Here is a 21,357-nt window from a genome sequence, read left to right as displayed (position 1 = left end):
TCTGGCGTTTCGCGGCCACCGCCACTCTGCTGATGATGCTGGCGGGTTCCTGGCTGGCGGAACGGTATTTCCAGACGATTCATGTCTCCGGTCCCCATTCGGTCGGCGATTTGAACGGCGCGACACTGGTTCTGCAGCCGGAGACGGCGGGCGCGGTGGCATTTTGGGACAGCGAACCGCTCGGTTTCATGCCCCTGGTGAAAAAGTGGCCGCTCGACGGCAAAACTCATGAATTATTGATGGCTTACCCCGGCCATCTGCCGCTCTTCCGCAAATGGTCGTTTGACCGTCCGCGTAATGTCGACGCCGGCGAATCGCTGGAACCGCAAACGGGTACGATACGCATCCCCGATGATTTTATCGGCCAGGTCACCCTGGCCGGCAGAGTGCTCGGTGCCGGAGAGGAATTGACCCTACCGGCCGGCTCCTACTTGGCTCAGACCGATGTCGGCCGGCGGGTTCTGGTGAAAGTGACTCCAGGGGAAAAAACCTACACTCAGTTGTAATATTCAAGATTGGTCAATCCGACACAAATCATTATTGACAAGTTTTTTCACTAGTACTAGTCTCGCCCTACTTTTCAAGGGGTTTTGGTGCAAATCAAGAGTTCCGCCTCTCGACTATCCAACCATCCCGTGCAGGGAAAACATATTCGGCTGGCCAATCGCCAAAACATCAGAAGGAGTCTGGACCATGTATCGTTCCGTCGATGAATTCATGTCCGAGTACGTCATCAAGAAGAATCCGAAGGAACCCGAGTTTCACCAGGCCGTTCGCGAGGTGCTGTACTCGATCTGGCCGTTGATCGAGGCCAATCCGAAATACCAGGCGGCCAATCTGCTGGAGCGCGTTGTCGAGCCCGAGCGAGTGATCCTATTCCGCGTCACCTGGACAGACGATCAGGGCAACATCCGCGTGAACAAGGGTTATCGCATCGAGATGAACAGCGCGATCGGCCCGTACAAGGGTGGCTTGCGCTTCCACCCGAGCGTCAACCTCGGCATTTTGAAATTCCTGGCCTTCGAGCAGGTCTTCAAAAACAGCCTGACCACGCTGCCGATGGGCGGCGGCAAGGGCGGCAGCGATTTCGATCCGAAGGGCAAGAGCGACGCGGAAGTGATGCGCTTCTGCCAGAACTTCATGCTGGAACTGTTCCGCCACATCGGTCCGGACACCGACGTGCCGGCGGGCGACATCGGCGTGGGCGGCCGCGAAATCGGTTACCTGTTCGGCATGTACAAGAAGCTGCGCAACGAATTTTCCGGCGTGTTGACCGGCAAGGGCCTCAATTGGGGCGGCAGCCTGATCCGGCCGGAAGCGACGGGCTACGGCTGCGTCTACTTCGCCCAGGAAATGCTGGCGACCCGCAACGAAAGCTTCAAGGGCAAGCGGGTGGCGATTTCCGGTTCGGGCAACGTGGCGCAATACGCCGCCGAGAAAACCCTCGACCTGGGCGGCAAGGTGCTGACCCTGTCGGATTCCGACGGCTCGATCTACGACCCCGACGGCATCGACCGCGAAAAGCTGGCCTTCGTGCTGGACCTCAAGAACAACCGCCGCGGCCGCATCAAGGAATACGTCGAGAAGTACACCAAGGCCGAGTACTTCGCCGGTAAACGCCCCTGGCACATCCAGTGCGACATCGCGCTGCCTTGCGCGACGCAAAACGAAGTGTCCGAGGAAGAGGCGAAGCTGCTGGTGAAGAACGGCTGCTTCTGCGTGGCGGAAGGCGCCAACATGCCCTCCACCGAGGAAGCGATCGCGGTGTGGCTCGACAGCAAGATCCTTTACGGCCCCGGCAAGGCCGCCAATGCCGGGGGCGTGGCGACCTCGGGCCTCGAAATGTCGCAGAACAGCATGCGCATCAACTGGCCGCGCGAAGAAGTCGACAGCCGGTTGCACGGCATCATGAAGGCGATTCACGCCAATTGCGTCCGCTACGGCAAGGACGGCGATTTCATCAATTACGTGAACGGCGCCAATATCGGCGGCTTTATCAAAGTGGCCGATTCGATGGTGGATCAGGGCGTCGTCTGAGCCAATGGTCGGGATAGCGTGGCGGGGGTATTCTCTTTAGAATACTCCCGCCTTTTTAACACGTGGGGGAAGGGGCGATGGCCGGACAACCGACCGCTTCGTTGCGTTATCGGCAATACCATCACCTGATGCCGCATCGCGTCCGCGAGGTGCTCCTGGTTTCCTCGCTTTACGACGCGTTCATTCTGCAGGAAGACGGCCACCTCACCGAGCAGGTGTTTCTCGAATACAAATCCCTGGCGCTGTCCAGCGCGCCGCGGTTCACCCACGTGCGGACCGGCGAGGAGGCGATCCAGGCGCTCGAAAAACGGCGTTTCGATCTGGTGCTGGTGATGCCGCGGCTGGCGGACACCGATCTGCTGGAATTCGGCCGGCGGGTGAAGGAACTGCGTCCGGGCAAACCGCTGGTGGTGCTGGCGTTCGACAACCACGAATTGGAAAGCCTGCGGTCGCTCAACGATTCGCCTTACATCGACGCGGTGTTCAGTTGGAACGGCAACGCGGCGATCCTGCTGGCCATCATCAAGTACATCGAGGACCGCGAGAACGTCGACCACGACATCGAGATCGCCGACGTCCGGGTCATTCTGCTGGTCGAGGATTCCATCCGCTTCTTTTCCGAATATCTGGCCGACCTGTACCCGGAAATGATGAAGCAGTCGCAGCGCCTTTTTTCCGAGGGCCTTAACCAACTGCAAAAGCTGATGCGCATGCGCACCCGGCCCAAGGTGCTGGCCGCCACCCACTACGAATCGGCCATCGAGCTGATCGAAAAATACCGCGACAACCTGATCGCCCTGATCACCGACGCCGGATTCGAGCGCGCCGGCCGCCACGAAAAGGACGCCGGGTTGCGGTTGACCGAATGGGTCCGCGGCCGGATGCCGGACCTGCCGATTCTCTTTCAATCGGCCAACGAGGAATTCGCCGCGCCGGCCCATCGCCTCGGCGCGCGGTTCCTCAACAAAAATTCCTCCTCGCTGCTGCACGAAATCAACCAGTTCCTGCAGAATCACCTGGGCTTCGGCGATTTCGTTTTTCGCCTGCCGCACGGCGAGGAAATCGCCCGCGCCACCGACATGCGCGAACTGGAACAGATCATCGAGACCATCCCCGCCGAGTCGCTCGAATACCACGCGCTGCGCAATCACATTTCCAACTGGCTGATGGCCCGCAGCGAATTCGAAACCGCCGCCCGCCTGCGGCCGCGGAAGGTCAGCGACTTCAAGACGATCGAGGACGTGCGCGGGCACGTGCTGCAGGCGCTGCGCGAACTGCGCCGGTTCGAGGGCGAGGGCATCATCACCGACTTTTCGGTCGACCACTTCGACATTGACAGCCTGTTTCAGCGGATCGGCACGGGCTCGCTGGGCGGCAAGGCGCGCGGGTTGGCCTTCATCAACCTGCTCATGACCAGCCACCCGTATCGGGGAATGTTGGGCGGCATGGCCGCCAAGATTCCGCAAAGCTTCGCCATCGCGACCGATTATTTCGACCAGTTTCTCGCGGAGAACGAGCTGCACCGGTTCGCCTTCACCTGCGAGGACGACGCCCAGATCAATCACCGATTCCTGCAGTCGCGGCTGCCGGCGCGGGTGATGGAATGTCTGCAGATCATTCTGGATCATTTGCATTGTCCGTTGGCGGTGCGGTCGTCGAGCCTGCTCGAGGACGACATGTCGCACCCCTTCGCGGGCATCTACCAGACGATCATGCTGGCGAACAATTCGACCAATCCCATGAAACGGTTGATGCAACTGAGCAACGCCGTCAAGCTCGTTTACGCCTCGACGTTCCACGCCGACGCCAAGGCCTACATCGAAAACACCGGCCACCGGATCGAGCAGGAAAAGATGGCGGTGGTGATCGAGCGGGTGGTCGGGCAGCCTTACGGCGGCCGATTCTATCCGCATTTCGCCGGCGTGGCGCAGTCGTACAACTACTATCCGATCGGGCCGCAAAAAGCGGAGGACGGCGTGGCGCAACTGGCGTTCGGCCTGGGGCGGATGGTGGTCGAGGGCGGCCACACGTTCCGGTTCAGCCCGCGCCATCCCCGGGTCACGCCGCAATTCGCGGTGCCGACGATGTTTCTGAAAAATTCGCAAAACCGCTTTTACAGCCTCGATCTGAGCGCCGGCAGCGACGACGGCCTGGGCACGGGATTGGGGCACATCCGCAGCTATCCGCTCTCCGAGGCCGAGGCCGACGGCACCCTGGCGCGGGTCGCCAGCCATTACGATCCCGGCGTCGACGCGATTGTCGACGGCCCGGACGCCGCCGGCCCCTGGGTCGTGACCTTCAACAACATCCTGAAATACGGCGCGATTCCGCTCGACAAGGCGCTCGACGAATTGCTGGCGCTGACCTCGGCCGGAATGAGTTGCGCCGTCGAGGTCGAATTCGCCTGCGACCTGGGCGACTTCGGCCGCCGGTTGCCGCGCGGCGCCGTGCCGCGGCCGCCGACGTTGTATCCGTTGCAACTGCGGCCGATCGTCACCAAATCGGAACTGACGGCGGTGGACACCGAGGAAATGAACGGCGATCGGGTTCTCTGCCGTTCGCTGTCGGCGATGGGGCACGGCAGCTACCCGGAACTGCGGGACATCGTTTACGTCAAGCACGGCGAGTTCGATCCGGCCCGCTCCGCCGAAATCGCGCGGCAGGTCGGGGCGATGAACCATCGGCTGTACGAGGAAAAACGCAGCTACGTCCTGATCGGCCCCGGCCGTTGGGGCAGCAGCGATCATTGGCTGGGCATTCCCGTCACCTGGTCGCAGATTTCCAACGCCAAGATCATCATCGAAGCCTCGCCGGCCTCTTTCACCGTCGATCCCTCACAGGGCAGCCATTTCTTCCACAATATCACCAGCCTGGGCGTCGGGTATTTCACGATTCCGCCGGGGGCGGACAAAGCGACGAGCGCGGCCGGGTTCGTCGATTGGCAATGGCTGGACGGGCACGAGGCGGTGGCCGAAACGGAGTTTTTGCGGCACGTTCGGCTGTCGGGGCCCTTGACGGCGTTGGTGGATGGACGTAAAGGCATCGGAGTCATCTCCCGCGGCGTGGACGCGGAGAAAAAATAATTCTATCCCGCCCGGGAACGCGGGGGCCGGACGCGGCGAGGCGTAACCGGGTGAAACCGTTGACATGGCCAATAAACGGCTTACTTTCTATTGACTTGGCCACAATTGACCGCTGAAAAGGAGTGCGAATGATGGCGACAAAGTACGTGTTCACGTTCGGCGATGGGAAAGCGGAAGGCGCCGCGAAAATGAAGGCCCTGCTGGGCGGCAAGGGCGCCAACCTGGCCGAAATGAATCTGATCGGCGTGCCGGTGCCCGCGGGTTTCACGATTTCCACGGAAGTCTGTACGTATTTCTATGAAAACAAGAAGACATACCCGGCCGAATTGACGGAACAGGTGCTGGCGGGATTGCGCCATATCGAAGCCATCATGGGCGCGAAATTCGGTGATCCGGTGAACCCGCTGCTGGTCAGCGTGCGCAGCGGCGCCCGCGACAGCATGCCGGGCATGATGGACACCGTGCTCAACCTCGGTCTCAATGAAAAGACCGTGGCCGGCCTGGCGAAAAAGGCGAACAACGAACGGTTCGCCTGGGACAGCTACCGCCGGTTCGTGCAGATGTACGGCGACGTGGTGCTGGGAATGAAACCCACCTCGAAGACCGACGTCGATCCGTTCGAGGAAATCATCGACGAAATCAAGGAAAAACGGCACATCGAGCTGGACATCGATCTGACCGTCGACGATCTCAAGCTGCTGGTCGGCAAGTTCAAGGCGGCGATCAAGAAGCGCACGAAGAAGGATTTCCCGGAAGACCCGCTGGAACAGCTCTGGGGTTCGATCGGCGCCGTCTTCGGTTCGTGGAACAACGACCGCGCCATCGTGTATCGCCGGATGAACAAGATCCCCGATGAATGGGGCACCGCCGTCAACGTGCAGAGCATGGTGTTCGGCAACATGGGCGAGGACAGCGCCACCGGCGTCGCCTTCACCCGCAACCCGGCGAACGGCGACAACATTTTCTACGGCGAATACCTGCGCAATGCCCAGGGCGAGGACGTCGTGGCCGGCATCCGCACACCGCAGCCGATCGCCAACCTGGCCAAGGAAATGCCCGAATCCTACGCCCTGCTCAACGACATCCGGAACAAGCTGGAAAAACATTACAAGGACATGCAGGACGTCGAGTTCACCATCCAGGCCGGCAAGCTCTGGATGCTGCAAACCCGCAACGGCAAACGCACCGGTTTCGCGGCGGCGATCATCGCGGTCGACATGGTCAAGGAAGGCCTGATCGACGAGAAGACCGCGGTGAAGCGGGTCGATCCCAACGCTCTGAACCAGCTGCTCGCCCCGATCTTCGACGCCAAGAAAAAAGCCGAGGCGATCAAGGGCGGCGCCTTGCTGGCCAAGGGCCTGCCGGCCGGTCCGGGCGCGGCTACCGGCCGCATCGCGTTCCACGCCGACGACGCCCGGGCCTTCGCCGAAAAGGGCGAGCCGTCGATCCTGGTCCGCATCGAGACCAGCCCCGAGGACATCAAGGGCATGCAGGCCGCCAAGGGCATCCTCACCGCCAAGGGCGGCATGACCAGCCACGCCGCGCTGGTGGCGCGCCAGATGGGCCGCGTCTGCGTGGCCGGCTGCGGCGCGCTGGAAATCGACTACAAGAAAGGCAAGATGAAGGTCGGCGGCAAGACGTTCAAGGCCGGCGATTTCATCAGCATCGACGGCACCGCGGGCGAAGTGTTGGCGGGCAAGATCGACGTCTCCCCGTCGGAAGTGAAAGTGGCCCTCTTCGGCAAGGGCGCCGCGGCGGCCAAGGCGATGAAAGCCCGCACGTATCAAGCTTTCAATCAGCTTATGCAGTGGGCCGACAAATACCGCAAACTGCAGGTGTGGACCAACGCCGACCAGCCGGATCAGGCGGCCGAGGCCGTCGTTTACGGCGCGCAGGGCATCGGCCTGTGCCGCACCGAGCACATGTTCTTCGGCGGCGACCGCATCGTGGCGGTGCGCGAAATGATCCTGTCCGACGATCTGAAGGGCCGCGAAAAGGCGCTGGCCAAGCTGCTGCCCTATCAGCGCAAGGACTTCATCGGCATTCTCAAGGCGATGGGCGAGCGCCCGGTGACCATCCGCTTCCTCGATCCGCCCTTGCACGAATTCCTGCCGCACACCGACAAGGAAATCGCGCAGGTCGCCAAGGTGATGGGCGTCGGCTCGGCCAAGATCAAGGCCAAGGTGGAGAGCCTGCACGAATTCAACCCGATGCTCGGCCACCGCGGCTGCCGGCTCGGCGTCACCTTCCCCGAAATCTACCTGATGCAGGCCCGCGCGGTCGTCGAGGCGGCCATCGAGGTCAAGACCCGCGCCAAGATCGACTGCCATCCCGAAATCATGATTCCGCTCGTCGGCCACTGGAAGGAACTCGACCTGTTGCGCAAACAGGTCCAGGGCGTGATCGACGAGGTGACGACGAAAAAGGGCGTCAAGCTCGACATCATGATCGGCACGATGATCGAACTGCCGCGCGCCGCCCTGACCGCCGGCGACATCGCCAAGTACGCCGACTTCTTCTCCTTCGGCACCAACGACCTGACCCAGACCACCTTCGGCCTGTCGCGCGACGACGCCGGCCGGTTCCTGCCCGAATACGTGGCCAAAGCACTGCTGCCGGAAGATCCGTTCGTCGCCGTCGACCAGAACGGCGTCGGCCGCTTGATGAAACTGGCCACCGACGAAGGCCGCGGCACGAATCCGAAGCTGCAGGTCGGCATCTGCGGCGAACATGGCGGCGAACCCAGTTCCGTCAAGTTCTGCCACCGCATCGGCCTGAATTACGTGTCCTGCTCGCCGCCGCGCGTGCCCATCGCCCGCCTGGCCGCCGCGCAGGCCGCGCTGGAAGAATAGTTCTCTCTATTTGTGCTTGAAACGCGCCGGTCCGAGACTCGCTGAAGCGGGTTTCGGGCCGGCGTTTTTTCGCTTTTCGACGACCTGGGGCCCGGCTGCCACTTGCCGTCCCCAAGGCACCCCTGATAAAAGAAACAATACATTCGTACTATTTGGGGTGGAGATCATGAAATCGCTGGGTTGGATCGTCGCGGTCGTCGCGCTCGCGGCGGCCCTGACCGGCATCGTCGCGGCCGGCGAGGGGTCGGCGCGGGATTTTACCCTGACCGCCAGCGACGGCGTGCGCGTCGCCGCGACCTATCGCGACAGCGGCGCGGCCGGCAGCGGCGGCCTGGTGCTCTTGCACATGATGAACCGGACGCGGGCCGACTGGCGCGATTTTTCCGCGCTGGCGGCAAAGGAAAATTTCTGTTCGGTCGCGATCGACCTGCGCGGGCACGGCGAATCCACTCAAGGCCCCGGCGGGAAGAAGCTCGATTGGCATCAGTTCAAGGACGTCGAGTTTCAAGGCATGATCCGCGACGTGGAAGCCGCGTACAACTACCTGATCAAGGAGAAAAACGTCGATCCCGGGCGCATCGGCATCGTTGGCGCGAGCATCGGCGCGAATCTGGCGGTGAAATTCGCCGCGGCGCATCCGGGCGCGATCCGCGCGGTGGTGCTGCTCAGTCCGGGCCGCGATTACCGGAGCGTGAAAATCGACGCGGACGTGAACCGTTTCGCGGGTAAAATGTTTTTCTACGCCTCGCGCGGCGACCGGTATTCGTTCGATTCATGCGCGGCGCTGGCGGCGGCGGCCAAGGATCGCGCCGTCGTGCGGACACTGGAGCAAGGCGACGCGCACGGCACGAATATTCTGACGGCGAAACCCGAGGCCAACGCGGAAATCGTTTCGTGGTTGAAGCAGAACATCCAGGGAGTCAACGCAAGTCAATGAAGCCGAAAATGAAAGTCGCCGGCATCCAGATCGCCGGCTCGGACGATCGCGAACGCAATCTGCGCCGCGCGGGCGAGATGATCGCCGTCGCGGCCGCCAATCATGCGAAGCTGGCGATTCTGCCGGAACTGTGGGCCTATCCGTGGTTCGTCCACCAACTCGGCGACGAGGCGAAGGAACTCGCCCAGCCGAGCGACGGGCCGCTGATCGCGGCGATGCGGGAAAAAGCCCGGGAGCACAAGCTGTATCTGGTCGTGCCGTTTTTCGAGAAGGACGAGGCGTCGGGCCTGCTCTACAACTCGGCGGTTTTGCTGAAAGACGACGGTGAGACCGCGGGCCTATATCGCAAGATTCACGTGCCGCAGTTGCCCGGCTGGGAAGAGCGGCATTATTTCGCACCCGGCGACAAGGGATTCCCGGTTTTCGAGACGCCGCTGGGCAAGCTCGGCATCCAACTCGGGTGGGACATGCTGTATCCCGAGGGGCTGCGGCTGCTGGCGCTCGCCGGCGCGGAAATCGTCGCGGCGCCGATGGCCGTCACGGCCGCCAACGACGACCTCTGGCAGCGCGTGGCGCTGGCCGGCGCGTTCACCAACGGCCTGTGGGTCTGCCGCGTCGGTCGCGTCGGCCGGGAAAACGACTTCGAGTTCGCGGGCGGTTCGCTGTGCGCGACGCCGACCGGCGACCTGCTCGACGATCCGGCGGCCGACGCCGAAGGGGTTTCGCTGTGGGAAGTGGATCGGCGGGTGGTGCCGATCATTCGCCGCGACTGGCCGTTGTTGCCGGGCCGGCGACCCGATCAATACGGGCGCTTGACGGAAGCGGTGGTTGAGCCCGCGCCGGCCGCCGAACCGTCCGGGGAGGAAGGAGAAAGCGCGACATGAGGGATCTGCGCAAGCTGCGGACCAAGTACGAGATCAAGCTGGACAACCGCCACATCGCCTACCTGCTGGCCGGCGAACTGCTCGTCGTGGCGATCATGTTCAGCCTGGGCGTGGTCGTGGGCAAAGGCATGGGCCAACTGGAAATGGCGGCGCAAACCGGCGCGCCGGCCGCGTCGCCGACGCCCGCGCCGGTCGACCTGGCCGCCGGTAACAACGCCGCCGTCGGCATCGATGCGCTGCTGCACAACGACGCCGGGCTGACGCCGCCCGCGGCGACTCCCGCGGCGCTCACCCCGCCGCCGGCCGAATTGCCGCCGCCCACCATGACCCCGCCGCCGACCGCCGCCGACCTGGCGCCGGCGATCGATCCCACGAAAGCGCAGGTGCCGATCGGCTCGCTCCCCGCGCCCCCGAAGGGCGGCGATTACTGGACCGTGCAGATCGGCTCGTATCCGACGCGCGAGGAAGCCATGGCGATGTACAACCGCATGGTCTCCTCCGGCAACGTCTCGGCGGTCGAGCAAGCCGACCTCGGCGAGCGCGGCACCTGGTACCGCGTCAGCATCGGCCAGTACGCCACGGAAGCCGGCGCGCGGGCCATGGCCTCGGCGATGCGCGAGCGCGAAGGCCTGGACACCTGGGTGCGCTACGTGCCCTGAACCGGGCGGAGGAAAGCGGATGAGCGAATTGAAGGGGCTGATTCTTTCCGGCGGCAAGGGCACGCGGCTGCGGCCGATCACTCACACCAGCGCCAAGCAGTTGGTGCCGGTGGCCAACGAGCCGGTGCTGTTCTACGGCATTCGCGCGATCCGCGACGCGGGCATCACGGACCTGGGCATCGTCGTGGGCGACACCGCGCGGGAAATCGAGGCCGCCGTGGGCGATGGCTCGGCCTTCGGCGTCAAGGTGACCTACATCCACCAGAGCGCGCCGCTGGGCCTGGCGCACGCCGTGCTCGAAGCGCGGGATTTTCTCGGCGACACGCCGTTCGTCATGTACCTCGGCGACAACCTCATCCTGCACGGCATCAAGGAACTGGTCGCCGAATTCCGCCATGGTCAGGCCGACGCCCAGATCATGCTGGCCGCCGTGCCCAATCCCAGTTCCTTCGGCGTGGCGATGCTCGACGCCAACGGCCGCGTGACCCGGCTCGAGGAAAAACCGGCCCAGCCCAAAAGCAACCTCGCGCTCGTCGGCGTCTACATGTTCCGGCGGGCGATCTGGGACGCCGTGCGCGGCATCAAGCCGTCGGCGCGCGGCGAACTGGAGATCACCGACGCCATCCAGTGGCTGGTCGACGCCGGCAAGGAGGTGCGCAGCCACATGGTGACCGGTTGGTGGAAAGATACCGGCAAGCTCGAGGACATGCTCGAGGCCAACCGGATGGTGCTCGATTCGTTCGAAACCGACGTGCGCGGGCAAGTGGTCGATTCCACGCTGGAATTCAAGGTGGTCGTCCAGTCAGGGGCGCGGATCGTCAATTCCACGGTTCGCGGGCCGGCGATCATCGGGCGCAATACGGTCGTCGAAAACAGCTACATCGGGCCGTTCACCGCCGTCTACCACGATTGCACCATTCGCCATTGCGAAATCGAGCATTCGATCATTCTGGAAAACAGCCGCCTGTCGGATATTGACGGCCGTATCTGCGACAGCCTGATCGGCCGCGACGTGACGGTCGCGCCCAGCCAACTGAAACCGCGGGCCATTCGCCTCATGCTCGGCGATTCGTCCGACGTGCGGCTGTTTTGAAAGGCGGCACGGCGACATGACGGAATCCGGACGGCCGTTGGTGCGGGCGCTGGCCATCGACGTCGGCTCGGTGCGGCTGGGGCTGGCGGTGTCCGATCCGCTCGGCCTGACCGCGCAGCCGCTGGCGGTGGTGCGCCGCTCCGGCCCGGCGAAGGATCTGGAGGCGATCCGGAAAGTCGTCGCGGAACGGGAAATCGACGTTCTCGTGCTGGGCCTGCCGTTCAACATGGACGGCAGCGAGGGCCCGGCGGCCGAGGCGGCGCGCGCCTTCGGGAAGTTATTGGAACCGCTGAACCTGCCGATCGAGTTTGTGGACGAGCGGCTGTCGACGGTCATGGCCGAATCGGTCCTGCTCTCCGCCGATTTGCGGCGGGCGGATCGCAAGGAAGTTCGGGACAAGATCGCGGCGACCATTATTTTACAGGCGTGGCTGGATCGGCGGGGTCGGACGGCCTGGGTTTAAAAGCCCGGCTCGGCGGCGAAGAAGATCGGTACCGGACGTGAAAAGCCTCTTGTCTCCGCCCGGCGATCTGGTTATGCTTACCCAAACTTTTTTCGTGGGCACCGCGAGGACCGACAGACCCTCGAAAAGTATGCCAACGAAGTCCGCGAGTCATTCGCTTCGCCGGCGGCGGCACGACAACCGGCGAAATTATGGGAGTTCTCGATGGGCAAGGTGATCGCCATTGCCAGTCAAAAAGGCGGCGTCGGTAAAACCACGACCACGGTCAATCTGGCCGCGAGTCTGGCGACGCTCAAGCAACGCACGCTCGTTCTCGATCTCGATGAGCAGAATGCCGTCAGTTTCGGGTTGGGTTTGTCGCGCCAGCAGATGGAAAACGGTCTCTACGACGTGTTTCTCGGTCGGAAAAAGCTGGGCGAGGTGATTCACGGCACCGTCCTGCCCTACCTCAAGGCAATTCCCTACGGCAAGGGCACTCTCACCGACGAGTTCGAAAAATTCGTCCGGCAAAAGGGCAGCGCCCCCCTGCTGAAAAAATACGTCAACGCCCTGCGCAAGAGCTGCGATTTCATTCTCATCGACTGCCCGCCGGGCATGGGCGATCTGACGATCTACGCCCTGAGCGCCACCGACAGCGTCCTGGTGCCGATGCAGTGCGAACCGCTGTCGCTCAAAACCCTGACCCAAATCCTGAAAATCATCCGCAAGGTCCGCCGCCAGATCAACCCCGACCTGGTCATCGAGGGCTTGCTGATGACGATGTACGACGAAAACTACCGCATCGCGCGCGAGGTCTGCCAGCAGGTCTGGGCCTCGTTCCCCGAGGAAGTGGTGTTTCGCAACGTCATCCCGCGCATGGAGGAATTCTCCAGCGCCTTCGCCGTCGGCCGGCCGATCATCAGTCAGGATCCGGACGCCGAGGTCGCCAAGGCCTACATGCAACTGGCCCGCGAGGTGCTGGCCAAGCGCAAGAAGGAATTGGAACAGCACGGCGAAAAATTCGTCGCCGGTCCGGACGCCGAAGCCAACTGATCCGTTTTCCGTCGCATCGCCGGTCGCCGGGTCCGCCCGGTTGAGCCCCTCTTGCATTTTCTTCGAAAATTGATTCTAAGGGGCTTGGGAGGGCCGGGCCATGAAACCGTACCGTCTGGCGTGGCGGCTGTGGTGGCTTGCCGGTTTGCTGCTGTTGATTTGCCTCCTGGGTTGTTCCGGCGAAAAAAATTCTTCCGGCGATGAAACGACGCCGGCCGCCGCCGGCGGCGACGAACCGTTCGACGACGATTTCCCCGACCGCGGCGAGGGCGACCCGATCGACGACGACACCTACGTCGCGCCGCCGCCCGAGCCGTTCGACCCCGACGCGCCGGGACCTTACCCGGTCGGCAATCGTACGCTGCTGTTGATCGACGAAAACCGGTGGGATCCGTACCTGCGCTCCTGGCGGCCGGTGCTGGTGGAGGTCTGGTACCCGACCGAGGATTGGGCGGAAAACCTGCCGCGCGACAGCCTCGCCAATTTTCTCAACGGCTGGGACGAGCTGATCCTCAGCGTTTTCGAACTGCTCGGCGTGCCGCCGGATGAACTGGCCAACCTGCAGCGTGAAACGGGATCGGCCCGCAACGCGCCGCTGCGGGCCGACCGGGCGCCGTATCCGGTGCTGTTTTTCTCGCACGGCAACGCGGCGATCCGTTTCCAGAATTTCACGCAGTGCGAATACCTGGCCAGCCACGGTTACGTGGTGGTCGCGCCGGATCACGTGGAAAACGCGGTTTTCGTCACCTATCCCGACGACCTGATCATCTTCAACCCGCTATGGATGCCGCTTTCGTATCTCGACCGGCAGAAGGACATCCATTTCCTGGTCGATCGCTTCACCGCGCTGAACCGCGACGATCCCGACTCGTTTTTCACCGGCCGGCTGGCGATGGACAAGATCGGCGTCTTCGGCCACTCGTTCGGCGCGAACACCGCGCAGGAGGTCGTCAAATGGGACCGGCGCTTCCGCGCCGCCGTGGCCTACGCCGGCCCGCAGATTCCGCTGCTGCCCGACGATTTTCAAACGCCCATCCTGACGATGTTCGGGATGGAGGATCACACGATGCACGATTGGGAATTCCTGATCCGGTTCAATTACACGCAGCGGCCGAGCCCGAAAATCATGCTGGGCTTCGTCAACGGCGGCCACTACTCGTTCACCGACGCCTGCCTGATCGTGCCGACGCTGTTCGGCGCGGGCGACGGTTGCGGCACCAGCAGGCGATTCGATACCGGCGAGGAATTCACCTTCATCGAGCACGACCTGGCGATGTCGCTCGTCAACACCTACGTGACCGCGTGGTTCGGCCTGTTCGTCAAGGGCCAGCCGGCCATGGCGCCGTACCTGTCGGCGGACCTGCATCCGGAAGAAGTGACCTATTACCGCGATTTTTCCGCGGCGGGCGGACGCTGAATTTTCGGTGGCCGGCGATTACCAGCGGTTGTAGTGGATCTTGGTTTCGTCGAAGCGTTCGGCGGGCGGTTTCTGTTCGCCCGGGAAACCCACCGGGATGACGGCGAACGGCACGATGTGGTCCGGCAGTTGCAGCAGTTTTTTCATTCCGGCCAGGCGCGACTCGCGCGGATAGATGCCCAGCCAGACCGCGCCCAAACCTTTGGCGTGCGCCGCCAGCAGCAGGTTCTCGGTCGCCGCCGCACAGTCCTGCACCCACATGCCGGCGTGTTTTTCGTTGTGCAGGTTGCCGCAGACCGCGATCACCACCGGCGCTTCCGGGGCCATCTGGGCGTGCGGGTGGAAGGAAGGGATGTGCTTAGTCACCGACGAATCGCGAATGACCACGAACTCCCAGGGCTGTTGATTGCCGGCGGACGGCGCGGCCATGGCCGCGCGCAGGAGCGCCAGGATCCAGGCGTCGGGCACTGGTTGGCGGGTATATTTGCGGATGCTGCGCCGCCCCAGCAGAATGTCCATCATGGCGATTCCCTTTCGACGTTTCCCGGCGCCGGCGGGGTCAGGTGAGCTTTTTCCGGCCCAGTTCGGCGCTCTTTTTCGCCGCCTCTTCCACCGCGTCCATGACGGTGCTGCGGAAAATTCCGCGTTCGAGCACCTTCAGGCCGGCGAAGGTCGTGCCGCCCGGCGTCGCCACCAGATCGCGCAGGTAGCCGGCATGCCGCCCGGTTTCCAGAAACATTTTACCGGCGCCGTAAACCGTCTGCGCCGCCAGTAGGTTGCTGATCTTGCGCGACAAGCCCAGTTGCACGCCCGCGTCGGACAGCGCTTCGATCATCATGAAGACGAAGGCCGGTCCCGATCCCGAAAGGCCGGTCACCACGTCCATCAGTTCCTCGGGCTGCACGATGACGGATTTGCCGGTCGTGTTGAAAATTTTCTGCGCCAGGTCGAGGTCTTCCTCGGTGGCGTGCCGGCCCGGGCAAAGCGCGCTGGCGCCGGCCAGCACCAGGGACGGCGCGTTGGGCATGACCCGGATGATGTGCATTTCCCGATCGGGGAAAAACGAGGCGATGTAGTCGGTGGTGATGCCCGCGACGATCGAGATCAGCAGCGTCCGCTCTTCGAGCGCCTCGCAGATTTCCAGCAGCACCTTGTCGATGTTTTGCGGCTTGATGGCGAGCACGACGATATCGCTGCGCCGCGACAGCTCGGCGTTGTTTTCGGCCATCTCGATGCCGTACGTCTCCTGGATGAACGTGCGCCGGTCGTCCTGAATTTCCGAAGCCAACAAGTGAGGGCGATCCACGGTGTCCGCGGTCAGCAGACCGCGCATCATCACTTCGCCCATATTGCCCGCGCCGATGATCCCGATTGTTTTACCGACCAATTTACCCTCCTGCGCCTGCGGTTGATTATTCATAGCGCAGAAAGCGCCCGGCAATCAATCGGATTGTTGTCGCCCGGCGCCGGCGGTCAGGCCCGCCAACCGTACGAGGAGATTGGCGGCGGTCACGCCGGCGGCCGGCGCGTCGAGGTGAAGGATTTCCCGCCGCAACGCCGGCGACAGCGCCCGCCAGGTGAGCGCGAACAGCGGCTGCAGGGGCTGACCGTGCGCCGTCAGGGCGCGGCCCGTTTCCCGGGAGTGCCGCCAGGCCTGACGCAACAACCCGCCGAGGCCGTCGCTCCGCGCGTGGTCCACGATCGCGTCCGGACGGTAGGACAGCCGCCAGCCGGCCCGGCGCAGGCGCCACGAGATTTCCACGTCCTCGCCGCAGGTCGCGAATCGTTCGTCGAAACCGCCCACAGCTTCCAGCGCGGCGCGGCGGAAAGCGCCGCAGAGGCCCATCACCATCCAGTCGTCGGCGAGCGGCTTGTCGCCGTGCGATTGCGGCGTATGGGTCGCCCGCCAGCGGTCGGCGAAGGTCGCGGCGGCGGCTTCGACGCAGCGTCCGCCGGTCGCCCCGACCCGGTCGTCCGCGAATCCGTCCAGCAGGGCCGCCGCGCAGCCGGGCCGCGGCACGGCGTCGGCGTCGAAAAACATCACGATTTCGGTCTGGCTGGCGCGCCAGAGGCGGTTGCGGTTGGCGGCCAGTCCACCGCCGCCGGCGGCGATGATGGACGCGCCGGCGGCCCGCGCCAGTTCGGCGGTGTCGTCCCGGCTGCCGTCGTCGCCGACGAGCACTCGCGCGGGGGCGGGTTGTTGGGCGGCGGCGGCGCGCACGACCGCGGCGATCGTCGCGGCGGCGTCGCGCGCCGGGATGGCCACGGTGTACGCGGTCATGGCGTCGCTCCCGCGTTCAAGTGGGCGGTCACGTCGTCCTCGATTCGCCGCTCGAAGCGCAGGCCGTCGCGTAGCCGGTGCCATTCGGCGGGCCGTTCGGCCAGGCCGGCGAGCGCTTCGGCCCAGGCGGCGGCGGAGTTGGGGCGCACGAGAACCGCGCCGCACAGTTCGGGCAGTTCCGCCAGGCCGCCGCGGTCGGCCGCCAGCACCGGGATCCCGGCCTGCGCCGCCTCCAGGGCGACGAGCGGCTGGTTTTCGCGCCAGACGCTCGGTACGGCCAGCACATCGATCCGGCGCCAGACGTCGCGCAGGGTTTCGTGGGCGAATGACCCCGCGAAATCGACTCGCGCCAGGTCGGCCCGGTCGCGCAAGGCGGCGGTGTAATCCGGATCGCCGGCGCCGAAAATCGACAGGTGAATGCTGGCGCGTTGCCGGGCGGCGTCGAGCAATAGTTCGATTCCCTTTTCGGGGGCCAGGCGGCCGAGGTAACCGACCCTCAAGGGGGTACCGGGTTTGAACGGCGGCAGTTTTTCGGCGGCCGGCAGGCCGTAAGGCCGGTGAATCAGCTTGGCGTGGGCGAACCCGTTGACGCGATGCGCCTCCAGCACCGCGCGGCTGGGACAGAAAACCCCGCTCATCGCCGTATAAGCCTGGCGCAACAGCGAATTGCGATAAAGAAATCCCAGGATGTGCGCGGGCTGCAACAGCAAGCCGGGCCAGCGGTTGTAAGCGGGATGCCCGCAGCCGCGGCAACGCCAGCCGCCGAGCGGCCCCGGGCAATCCGCGCCGCCGGGCAGCTGCCAGGTGATGCGATGGCAAAACGCCCAGTAGTCATGGACCGTCGCGGTGGCCGGAATGCGCCGGGTTGCCGCCCAGATCGCCAGCCGCGCGCTTCCCAGCAGAAAATGATGCACGTGCAGATGCTCGGGGCGAAAGTCTTGGAGCCGCTGGGTGGCCAGGGCGAACGCCCGCGGATCGTCGAAGGAAGCGCGAAAAGAAAAACAGCGTGGTCGCGGCGGCGCCGTGTCCATCAAGTGATAGCCGACGCCGTCGGACGATTCGTCGCGCGTGCCCGAACCCGGCGCGGCGCTGGTCAGCACAAGTGTTTCGTGTCCCTGCCGGGCGGCCGCGACGGCCAGGTGCCGGGCGTAGATCTCCGCGCCGCCGAAACGGCCGCGCGGATCCTGGTGAACGACGTAGGCGATTCGCATCGTCAAACCAATCCTAAATTGGCCGGTGCGCGCGCCTAGCGGTTGGCGGCCAGCCAGAGCCGGGCCTGGCGAACGTACGGCCGCGCCACGCGCAGGTTGAACCGCGGCAGGCCGCGCGCCTCGCGAACCGCGGTCTCCAGTTGCTCGCGCGCGCCCGCGCGATCGCCGGTCTCGGCCAGCAACAGGCCGTAGCGCACGCGCGCCTCGGTGAGCGACGACTGTTTCAACACTTCCCGAAAGGCCGCCAACGCCTCCGGGGCGCGATTCGCCCCGGCCAGGCACCGGGCATAAGCCAGGTAAGCATCGCCGAACTTCAAACGCGGATCCCGGCGGATGAGCGGCGCCAGCAGATCCGCCGCTTCCTGAAACCGCTGTCGCTTTTCCAGGGTGCGGGCCAGCCAGTAGCGCGGCTCGGGTTCGTCGTCCAGCCGGACGATCGCCTCGCGCAGCAGCGCCTCGGCGCGCGGATAATCGCCGCGCCGGTAAAGCAGCTCGCCGAGTTCCACCCGGTCGGCCGGCAGGCCCATTTCGTCGATCTTGATTTCCAGTTCGCGGATGCGCCGGCGTTGCTCCAGGGTCAGCGCGAATTTGCCTTCAATTGCGCCGCCGCTCGTGCCCACGAGCGGCAACACGAGGTGAATAACGAGATAGGCCAGCGAACCCAGCGGACCCAGGAAGAGAATGATGTAGAACCAGTAGGTTTCCGGCCGGGTGCGGAAATAGTGAACCAGCGCAACGATCATCAGCACGATGCCCAGCCAGCCCGGCAGCGAATACAGTGTGCCCATCATGAGACGTCATACCCACTTGATGTTTTGCCCAACAGTACCAAACCGGCGACGGGAAGCAAAGCGACGGCTAAGGCTTCGCCTCGCCGGAGCGCGCCAGGGCCTGCCGCAGCAGGATGGGGCCGATCAACTGGTTGACGGCGATGAGCGCGACCAGCAGCGTTTGCAGCGCCGGGCCGATTTCGGGAACGCTTCGGCCGACGATCATCGCCAGGCCGAGGGAAATTCCCGCCTGGCCGACCAGCACTTTCCAGATTTCCCGGCGGACCGTCGGCTCGGACCGGCCCAGACGGCTGCCCAGGCGGGCCCCGGCGAAGAGGAACGCCCCGCGCGCCAGCACCAGGATCAGGGTCGCCGCCCACATCTGCCGCAAAACCGGCAGATTGATCTTCGCCCCGGCCAGCGTGAAAAAAACGATGTATACCGGCAGGCTGTAGCGGTCCACCGCCGCGATCATCGCCTCGCCGTGATCGGTGAAGTTTTCCACGTAAAACCCGGCGGCCAGACAGACCAGGATGCCCGACAGGTGCAGCGCCGCGGCCGCCTGCATCGAAACGAAAGCCAGCGTCAGGATCAACAGCGGCAACTCGCGGCCGATGTGGCGGATGTACCCGCGCAGGGCCAAACCCAAGAGCAGGCCGGCGATCAGCGAACCGAGCACTTCCCAGACCACCAGTCCGAGCATGGCCAGGTCAACCGCGGTTTCCGGCTGCAACAGTTTGTTGACGAACATCAGGCTGCCCGAAAAAAGCAGCAGGCTTAGCACGTCGTTGGTGACGGTGGTGCCCATCGCCACCGTGGCGAACGGCCCGCGCGCCTCGCTTTCGTTGATGACGGCGATCGTCGTGGCAGGCGAGGGCGCCAGCGCCGTAATGCCCAGCACCATCGCGGCGGCCAGCCAGAATGTCGGCGGCTTTCCGGCCAGGAAGGAAAGGTGCGGCCCCAGGGCGAACGCGACCAGACCGACCCCCAGCGTGACGACAGGAACCTGGACGCCGGACACGGCCAGGATGGCGCGCAGGCGGGGCCGTAGCGTCGCCATTTTCAACTCGCCGCCGGCGGTAAAGGCGATCAAACCCAAAGCCAGGTCGTCGATCAGCCGCAGTTGCTGCAAAACCTCGGGGGTGAAAAGAGTGAGCTGCGGCGAAAGTCGGCCGGCGAGGTGCGGACCGAACGCCAGGCCCGCCAGCAGGTAACCGGTGATCATCGGCAGGCGGCCACGGCGCACCAACCGCCCGACGGCGGCGGCGCCGAGCAGGACGAAACCGAGCACCAGCACGGCCTGATCGCCGTAACCGGCGGGTGTCCGGGCGGCCATCAGGTTGAGGAACCAACCCAGAAAGAGCAGGACGAGCAGGACGGCGACGTTCATCGACGGCTCCGCGCTTCAGCATCCGACTGGCGGCCGAACGGCAAGAGCGTCGCGAGCGACGCGAAAAGCTCGTTGCCCAGAACGCCGAGCAACAGTACCGTGACGAGGGTCGCCGAAATCGCCGAGGGATAGGCGCGGGCGTAATCGATCGCCATCGCGACGGCCATGCCGCCCTGGCCGAGCAACCCCAGGCCGCTGAGGTAATACCGCCGTTCGGGGGCGGCCATGACCCACGCGACACCCGCGCCGCCGAGCGCCTTGCCGAGCAGGCGCGCCGTCAGGTACAGCGCCGTCAGGCCGATCAGATGGCCGGATGCAAAAGTCCACTGGCAACCGACCAGGATCATGAACAGCACGAAGATCGGATGTTCCGACCTGACCAGCAACGCGTAAATCGCTTCTTTCTTGCCGGCCGTATTGGCGAAGGCGGCGCCGGCGACCGCGCCCAGCACGAGCGGCGAGAGTTGCAGCCGCGCCGCCAGTCCGGCGCCGAAGGCGATCGTTCCCAGCACGGCGAGAAAATGGGTCTGTTCCCGGCGCGCGAGCGCGGCCGTGCTTTTCAACAGAAAACCCAACAACAGACCGAGCGGCAGGTAAAGCAGCGTCCAGAGTAATCCGGCGGCCGTTTCGAACGGGCCGAGCGGCCGGGTTGGCCACCAGGCGAAGAGCAGGCCGAAAACCAACAGGCCGGGAAGATCGTCCAGGGTGGCGACGAGGCGCAGGGCCCGGCCGAGCGGGCGGGGAAATCCGGGGCGCGAAGTGAACAGAAAGACGGCTCCCGGCGCGGTGCCCGCCGCACAAACCGCTATGGTCAGCAGCGCGGGCCACCGTTGGTCGTAAAAGGATTCGTGAATAAACGTCGGGATAAAGAAAAGGAACATCGCCGTCAGCACCAGCAGCAGGGTCAGCGACGATTCGCCGAGAATGACCAGCCACAGACGGGCCGGAATCCGCACCAGTCGTTTGCCTTCGAGGTGGATGCCGAACAGAAAGCCGATCCAGCCCAGGCAGATCAGCACGATCGGCCGCAGTTGTTCGAGGACCGCTTCGTCGAGGATGCTCAGGCCGGCCGGGCCGACGGTCAGACCGAGAAAGACGAACGCCAGGCCCGAGTCGAAGAATTGCTTGATCCACCGGGGCGGCGTCCAGCGGCGCGTCGCGAACCGCGAACCGATCAGGGTCAGCAGGCCCAGAAAAAGCAGGGCGGCGATCAGGCGCACGTTTCACTCCTCGGCGGTGCGGCGGAAG

The 21,357-nt window shown here is 64.5% G+C and carries 18 protein-coding genes; 11 read left to right on the top strand and 7 right to left on the bottom strand.

Annotated elements, in window-relative coordinates; genetic code table 11:
• The 11 genes from GX444_17455 to GX444_17405 all read left to right on the top strand — a co-directional run.
• Nucleotides 1-506: hypothetical protein (locus GX444_17455; GenBank protein ID NLH50370.1), on the top strand; the 506-nt coding region annotated here is incomplete at its 5' end.
• Nucleotides 507-693: 187 nt separating this feature from the next.
• Nucleotides 694-2,037 carry an NADP-specific glutamate dehydrogenase gene (gdhA, locus tag GX444_17450; GenBank protein NLH50369.1) on the top strand — a complete coding sequence of 448 codons (1,344 nt, stop codon included), beginning with the start codon at nt 694-696 and terminating at the stop codon, nt 2,035-2,037.
• Between the two features lie 77 nt (nt 2,038-2,114).
• Complete coding sequence (locus GX444_17445) at nt 2,115-5,120, top strand: histidine kinase (protein ID NLH50368.1); 3,006 nt, start codon at nt 2,115-2,117, stop codon at nt 5,118-5,120.
• A gap of 131 nt (nt 5,121-5,251) precedes the next feature.
• The gene (locus GX444_17440) at nt 5,252-7,972 is read left to right on the top strand and encodes a pyruvate, phosphate dikinase (GenBank protein NLH50367.1); all 2,721 of its coding nucleotides are present in this window, start codon (nt 5,252-5,254) and stop codon (nt 7,970-7,972) included.
• Between the two features lie 166 nt (nt 7,973-8,138).
• Entirely contained in the window at nt 8,139-8,909 is a 771-nt protein-coding gene (locus GX444_17435) for an alpha/beta hydrolase (protein NLH50366.1), read from the top strand.
• The gene (locus GX444_17430) at nt 8,906-9,793 is read left to right on the top strand and encodes an acyltransferase (GenBank protein ID NLH50365.1); all 888 of its coding nucleotides are present in this window, start codon (nt 8,906-8,908) and stop codon (nt 9,791-9,793) included. Before GX444_17435 ends, GX444_17430 begins: the two co-directional genes overlap by 4 nt.
• Nucleotides 9,790-10,452, top strand: a complete 663-nt coding sequence (locus tag GX444_17425; GenBank protein NLH50364.1) for an SPOR domain-containing protein — start codon at nt 9,790-9,792, stop codon at nt 10,450-10,452. Before GX444_17430 ends, GX444_17425 begins: the two co-directional genes overlap by 4 nt.
• A 28-nt stretch (nt 10,453-10,480) precedes the next feature.
• Nucleotides 10,481-11,545, top strand: coding sequence for a glucose-1-phosphate thymidylyltransferase (locus tag GX444_17420; GenBank protein ID NLH50363.1), 1,065 nt, complete (start codon nt 10,481-10,483; stop codon nt 11,543-11,545).
• Between the two features lie 40 nt (nt 11,546-11,585).
• Entirely contained in the window at nt 11,586-12,008 is a 423-nt protein-coding gene (gene ruvX, locus GX444_17415; protein ID NLH50362.1) for a Holliday junction resolvase RuvX, read from the top strand.
• A 204-nt stretch (nt 12,009-12,212) separates the two neighbouring features.
• On the top strand, nt 12,213-13,040 hold the full coding sequence (locus tag GX444_17410) for a ParA family protein (protein NLH50361.1): 828 nt from the start codon (nt 12,213-12,215) through the stop codon (nt 13,038-13,040).
• Between the two features lie 100 nt (nt 13,041-13,140).
• Nucleotides 13,141-14,457 (top strand): hypothetical protein, encoded by a 1,317-nt coding sequence (locus GX444_17405; protein NLH50360.1) that lies wholly within the window; start codon nt 13,141-13,143, stop codon nt 14,455-14,457.
• Nucleotides 14,458-14,475: 18 nt separating this feature from the next.
• Here GX444_17405 and GX444_17400 read toward each other — a convergent pair whose 3' ends face one another.
• The 7 genes from GX444_17400 to GX444_17370 form a co-directional block, all read right to left on the bottom strand.
• Entirely contained in the window at nt 14,476-14,976 is a 501-nt protein-coding gene (locus GX444_17400; protein ID NLH50359.1) for a nitroreductase family protein, read from the bottom strand.
• A 40-nt stretch (nt 14,977-15,016) separates the two neighbouring features.
• Entirely contained in the window at nt 15,017-15,877 is an 861-nt protein-coding gene (gene proC, locus GX444_17395; protein NLH50358.1) for a pyrroline-5-carboxylate reductase, read from the bottom strand.
• Nucleotides 15,878-15,898: 21 nt separating this feature from the next.
• Nucleotides 15,899-16,738, bottom strand: coding sequence for a glycosyltransferase (locus GX444_17390; GenBank protein NLH50357.1), 840 nt, complete (start codon nt 16,736-16,738; stop codon nt 15,899-15,901).
• The gene (locus GX444_17385; protein NLH50356.1) at nt 16,735-17,949 is read right to left on the bottom strand and encodes a glycosyltransferase family 4 protein; all 1,215 of its coding nucleotides are present in this window, start codon (nt 17,947-17,949) and stop codon (nt 16,735-16,737) included. Before GX444_17385 ends, GX444_17390 begins: the two co-directional genes overlap by 4 nt.
• A gap of 35 nt (nt 17,950-17,984) precedes the next feature.
• A complete protein-coding gene (locus GX444_17380; GenBank protein ID NLH50355.1) occupies nt 17,985-18,740 on the bottom strand; it encodes a tetratricopeptide repeat protein in 756 nt (251 codons plus the stop codon).
• A gap of 67 nt (nt 18,741-18,807) precedes the next feature.
• Complete coding sequence (locus GX444_17375; GenBank protein NLH50354.1) at nt 18,808-20,109, bottom strand: hypothetical protein; 1,302 nt, start codon at nt 20,107-20,109, stop codon at nt 18,808-18,810.
• The gene (locus GX444_17370) at nt 20,106-21,329 is read right to left on the bottom strand and encodes a hypothetical protein (protein ID NLH50353.1); all 1,224 of its coding nucleotides are present in this window, start codon (nt 21,327-21,329) and stop codon (nt 20,106-20,108) included. Before GX444_17370 ends, GX444_17375 begins: the two co-directional genes overlap by 4 nt.
• Nucleotides 21,330-21,357 lie beyond the last annotated feature (28 nt).

It is taken from the genome of Myxococcales bacterium (assembly GCA_012517325.1).
In the GTDB taxonomy this organism is placed as follows: Bacteria; Lernaellota; Lernaellaia; order Lernaellales; family Lernaellaceae; genus JAAYVF01.
This window is presented reverse-complemented; position numbering and strand designations above follow the sequence as displayed.

Bases quoted from the DNA above. Each gene is read 5' to 3' on its own strand.
- GX444_17385 (NLH50356.1), bottom strand. From the start codon at position 17,949: ATGCGAATCGCCTACGTCGTTCACCAGGATCCGCGCGGCCGTTTCGGC.
- GX444_17405 (NLH50360.1), top strand. From the start codon at position 13,141: ATGAAACCGTACCGTCTGGCGTGGCGGCTGTGGTGGCTTGCCGGTTTG.
- GX444_17435 (NLH50366.1), top strand. From the start codon at position 8,139: ATGAAATCGCTGGGTTGGATCGTCGCGGTCGTCGCGCTCGCGGCGGCC.
- GX444_17425 (NLH50364.1), top strand. From the start codon at position 9,790: ATGAGGGATCTGCGCAAGCTGCGGACCAAGTACGAGATCAAGCTGGAC.
- GX444_17430 (NLH50365.1), top strand. From the start codon at position 8,906: ATGAAGCCGAAAATGAAAGTCGCCGGCATCCAGATCGCCGGCTCGGAC.
- GX444_17400 (NLH50359.1), bottom strand. From the start codon at position 14,976: ATGGACATTCTGCTGGGGCGGCGCAGCATCCGCAAATATACCCGCCAA.
- GX444_17375 (NLH50354.1), bottom strand. From the start codon at position 20,109: ATGAACGTCGCCGTCCTGCTCGTCCTGCTCTTTCTGGGTTGGTTCCTC.
- GX444_17445 (NLH50368.1), top strand. From the start codon at position 2,115: ATGGCCGGACAACCGACCGCTTCGTTGCGTTATCGGCAATACCATCAC.
- GX444_17410 (NLH50361.1), top strand. From the start codon at position 12,213: ATGGGCAAGGTGATCGCCATTGCCAGTCAAAAAGGCGGCGTCGGTAAA.
- gdhA (NLH50369.1), top strand. From the start codon at position 694: ATGTATCGTTCCGTCGATGAATTCATGTCCGAGTACGTCATCAAGAAG.
- GX444_17440 (NLH50367.1), top strand. From the start codon at position 5,252: ATGGCGACAAAGTACGTGTTCACGTTCGGCGATGGGAAAGCGGAAGGC.
- GX444_17380 (NLH50355.1), bottom strand. From the start codon at position 18,740: ATGATGGGCACACTGTATTCGCTGCCGGGCTGGCTGGGCATCGTGCTG.
- GX444_17390 (NLH50357.1), bottom strand. From the start codon at position 16,738: ATGACCGCGTACACCGTGGCCATCCCGGCGCGCGACGCCGCCGCGACG.
- proC (NLH50358.1), bottom strand. From the start codon at position 15,877: ATGAATAATCAACCGCAGGCGCAGGAGGGTAAATTGGTCGGTAAAACA.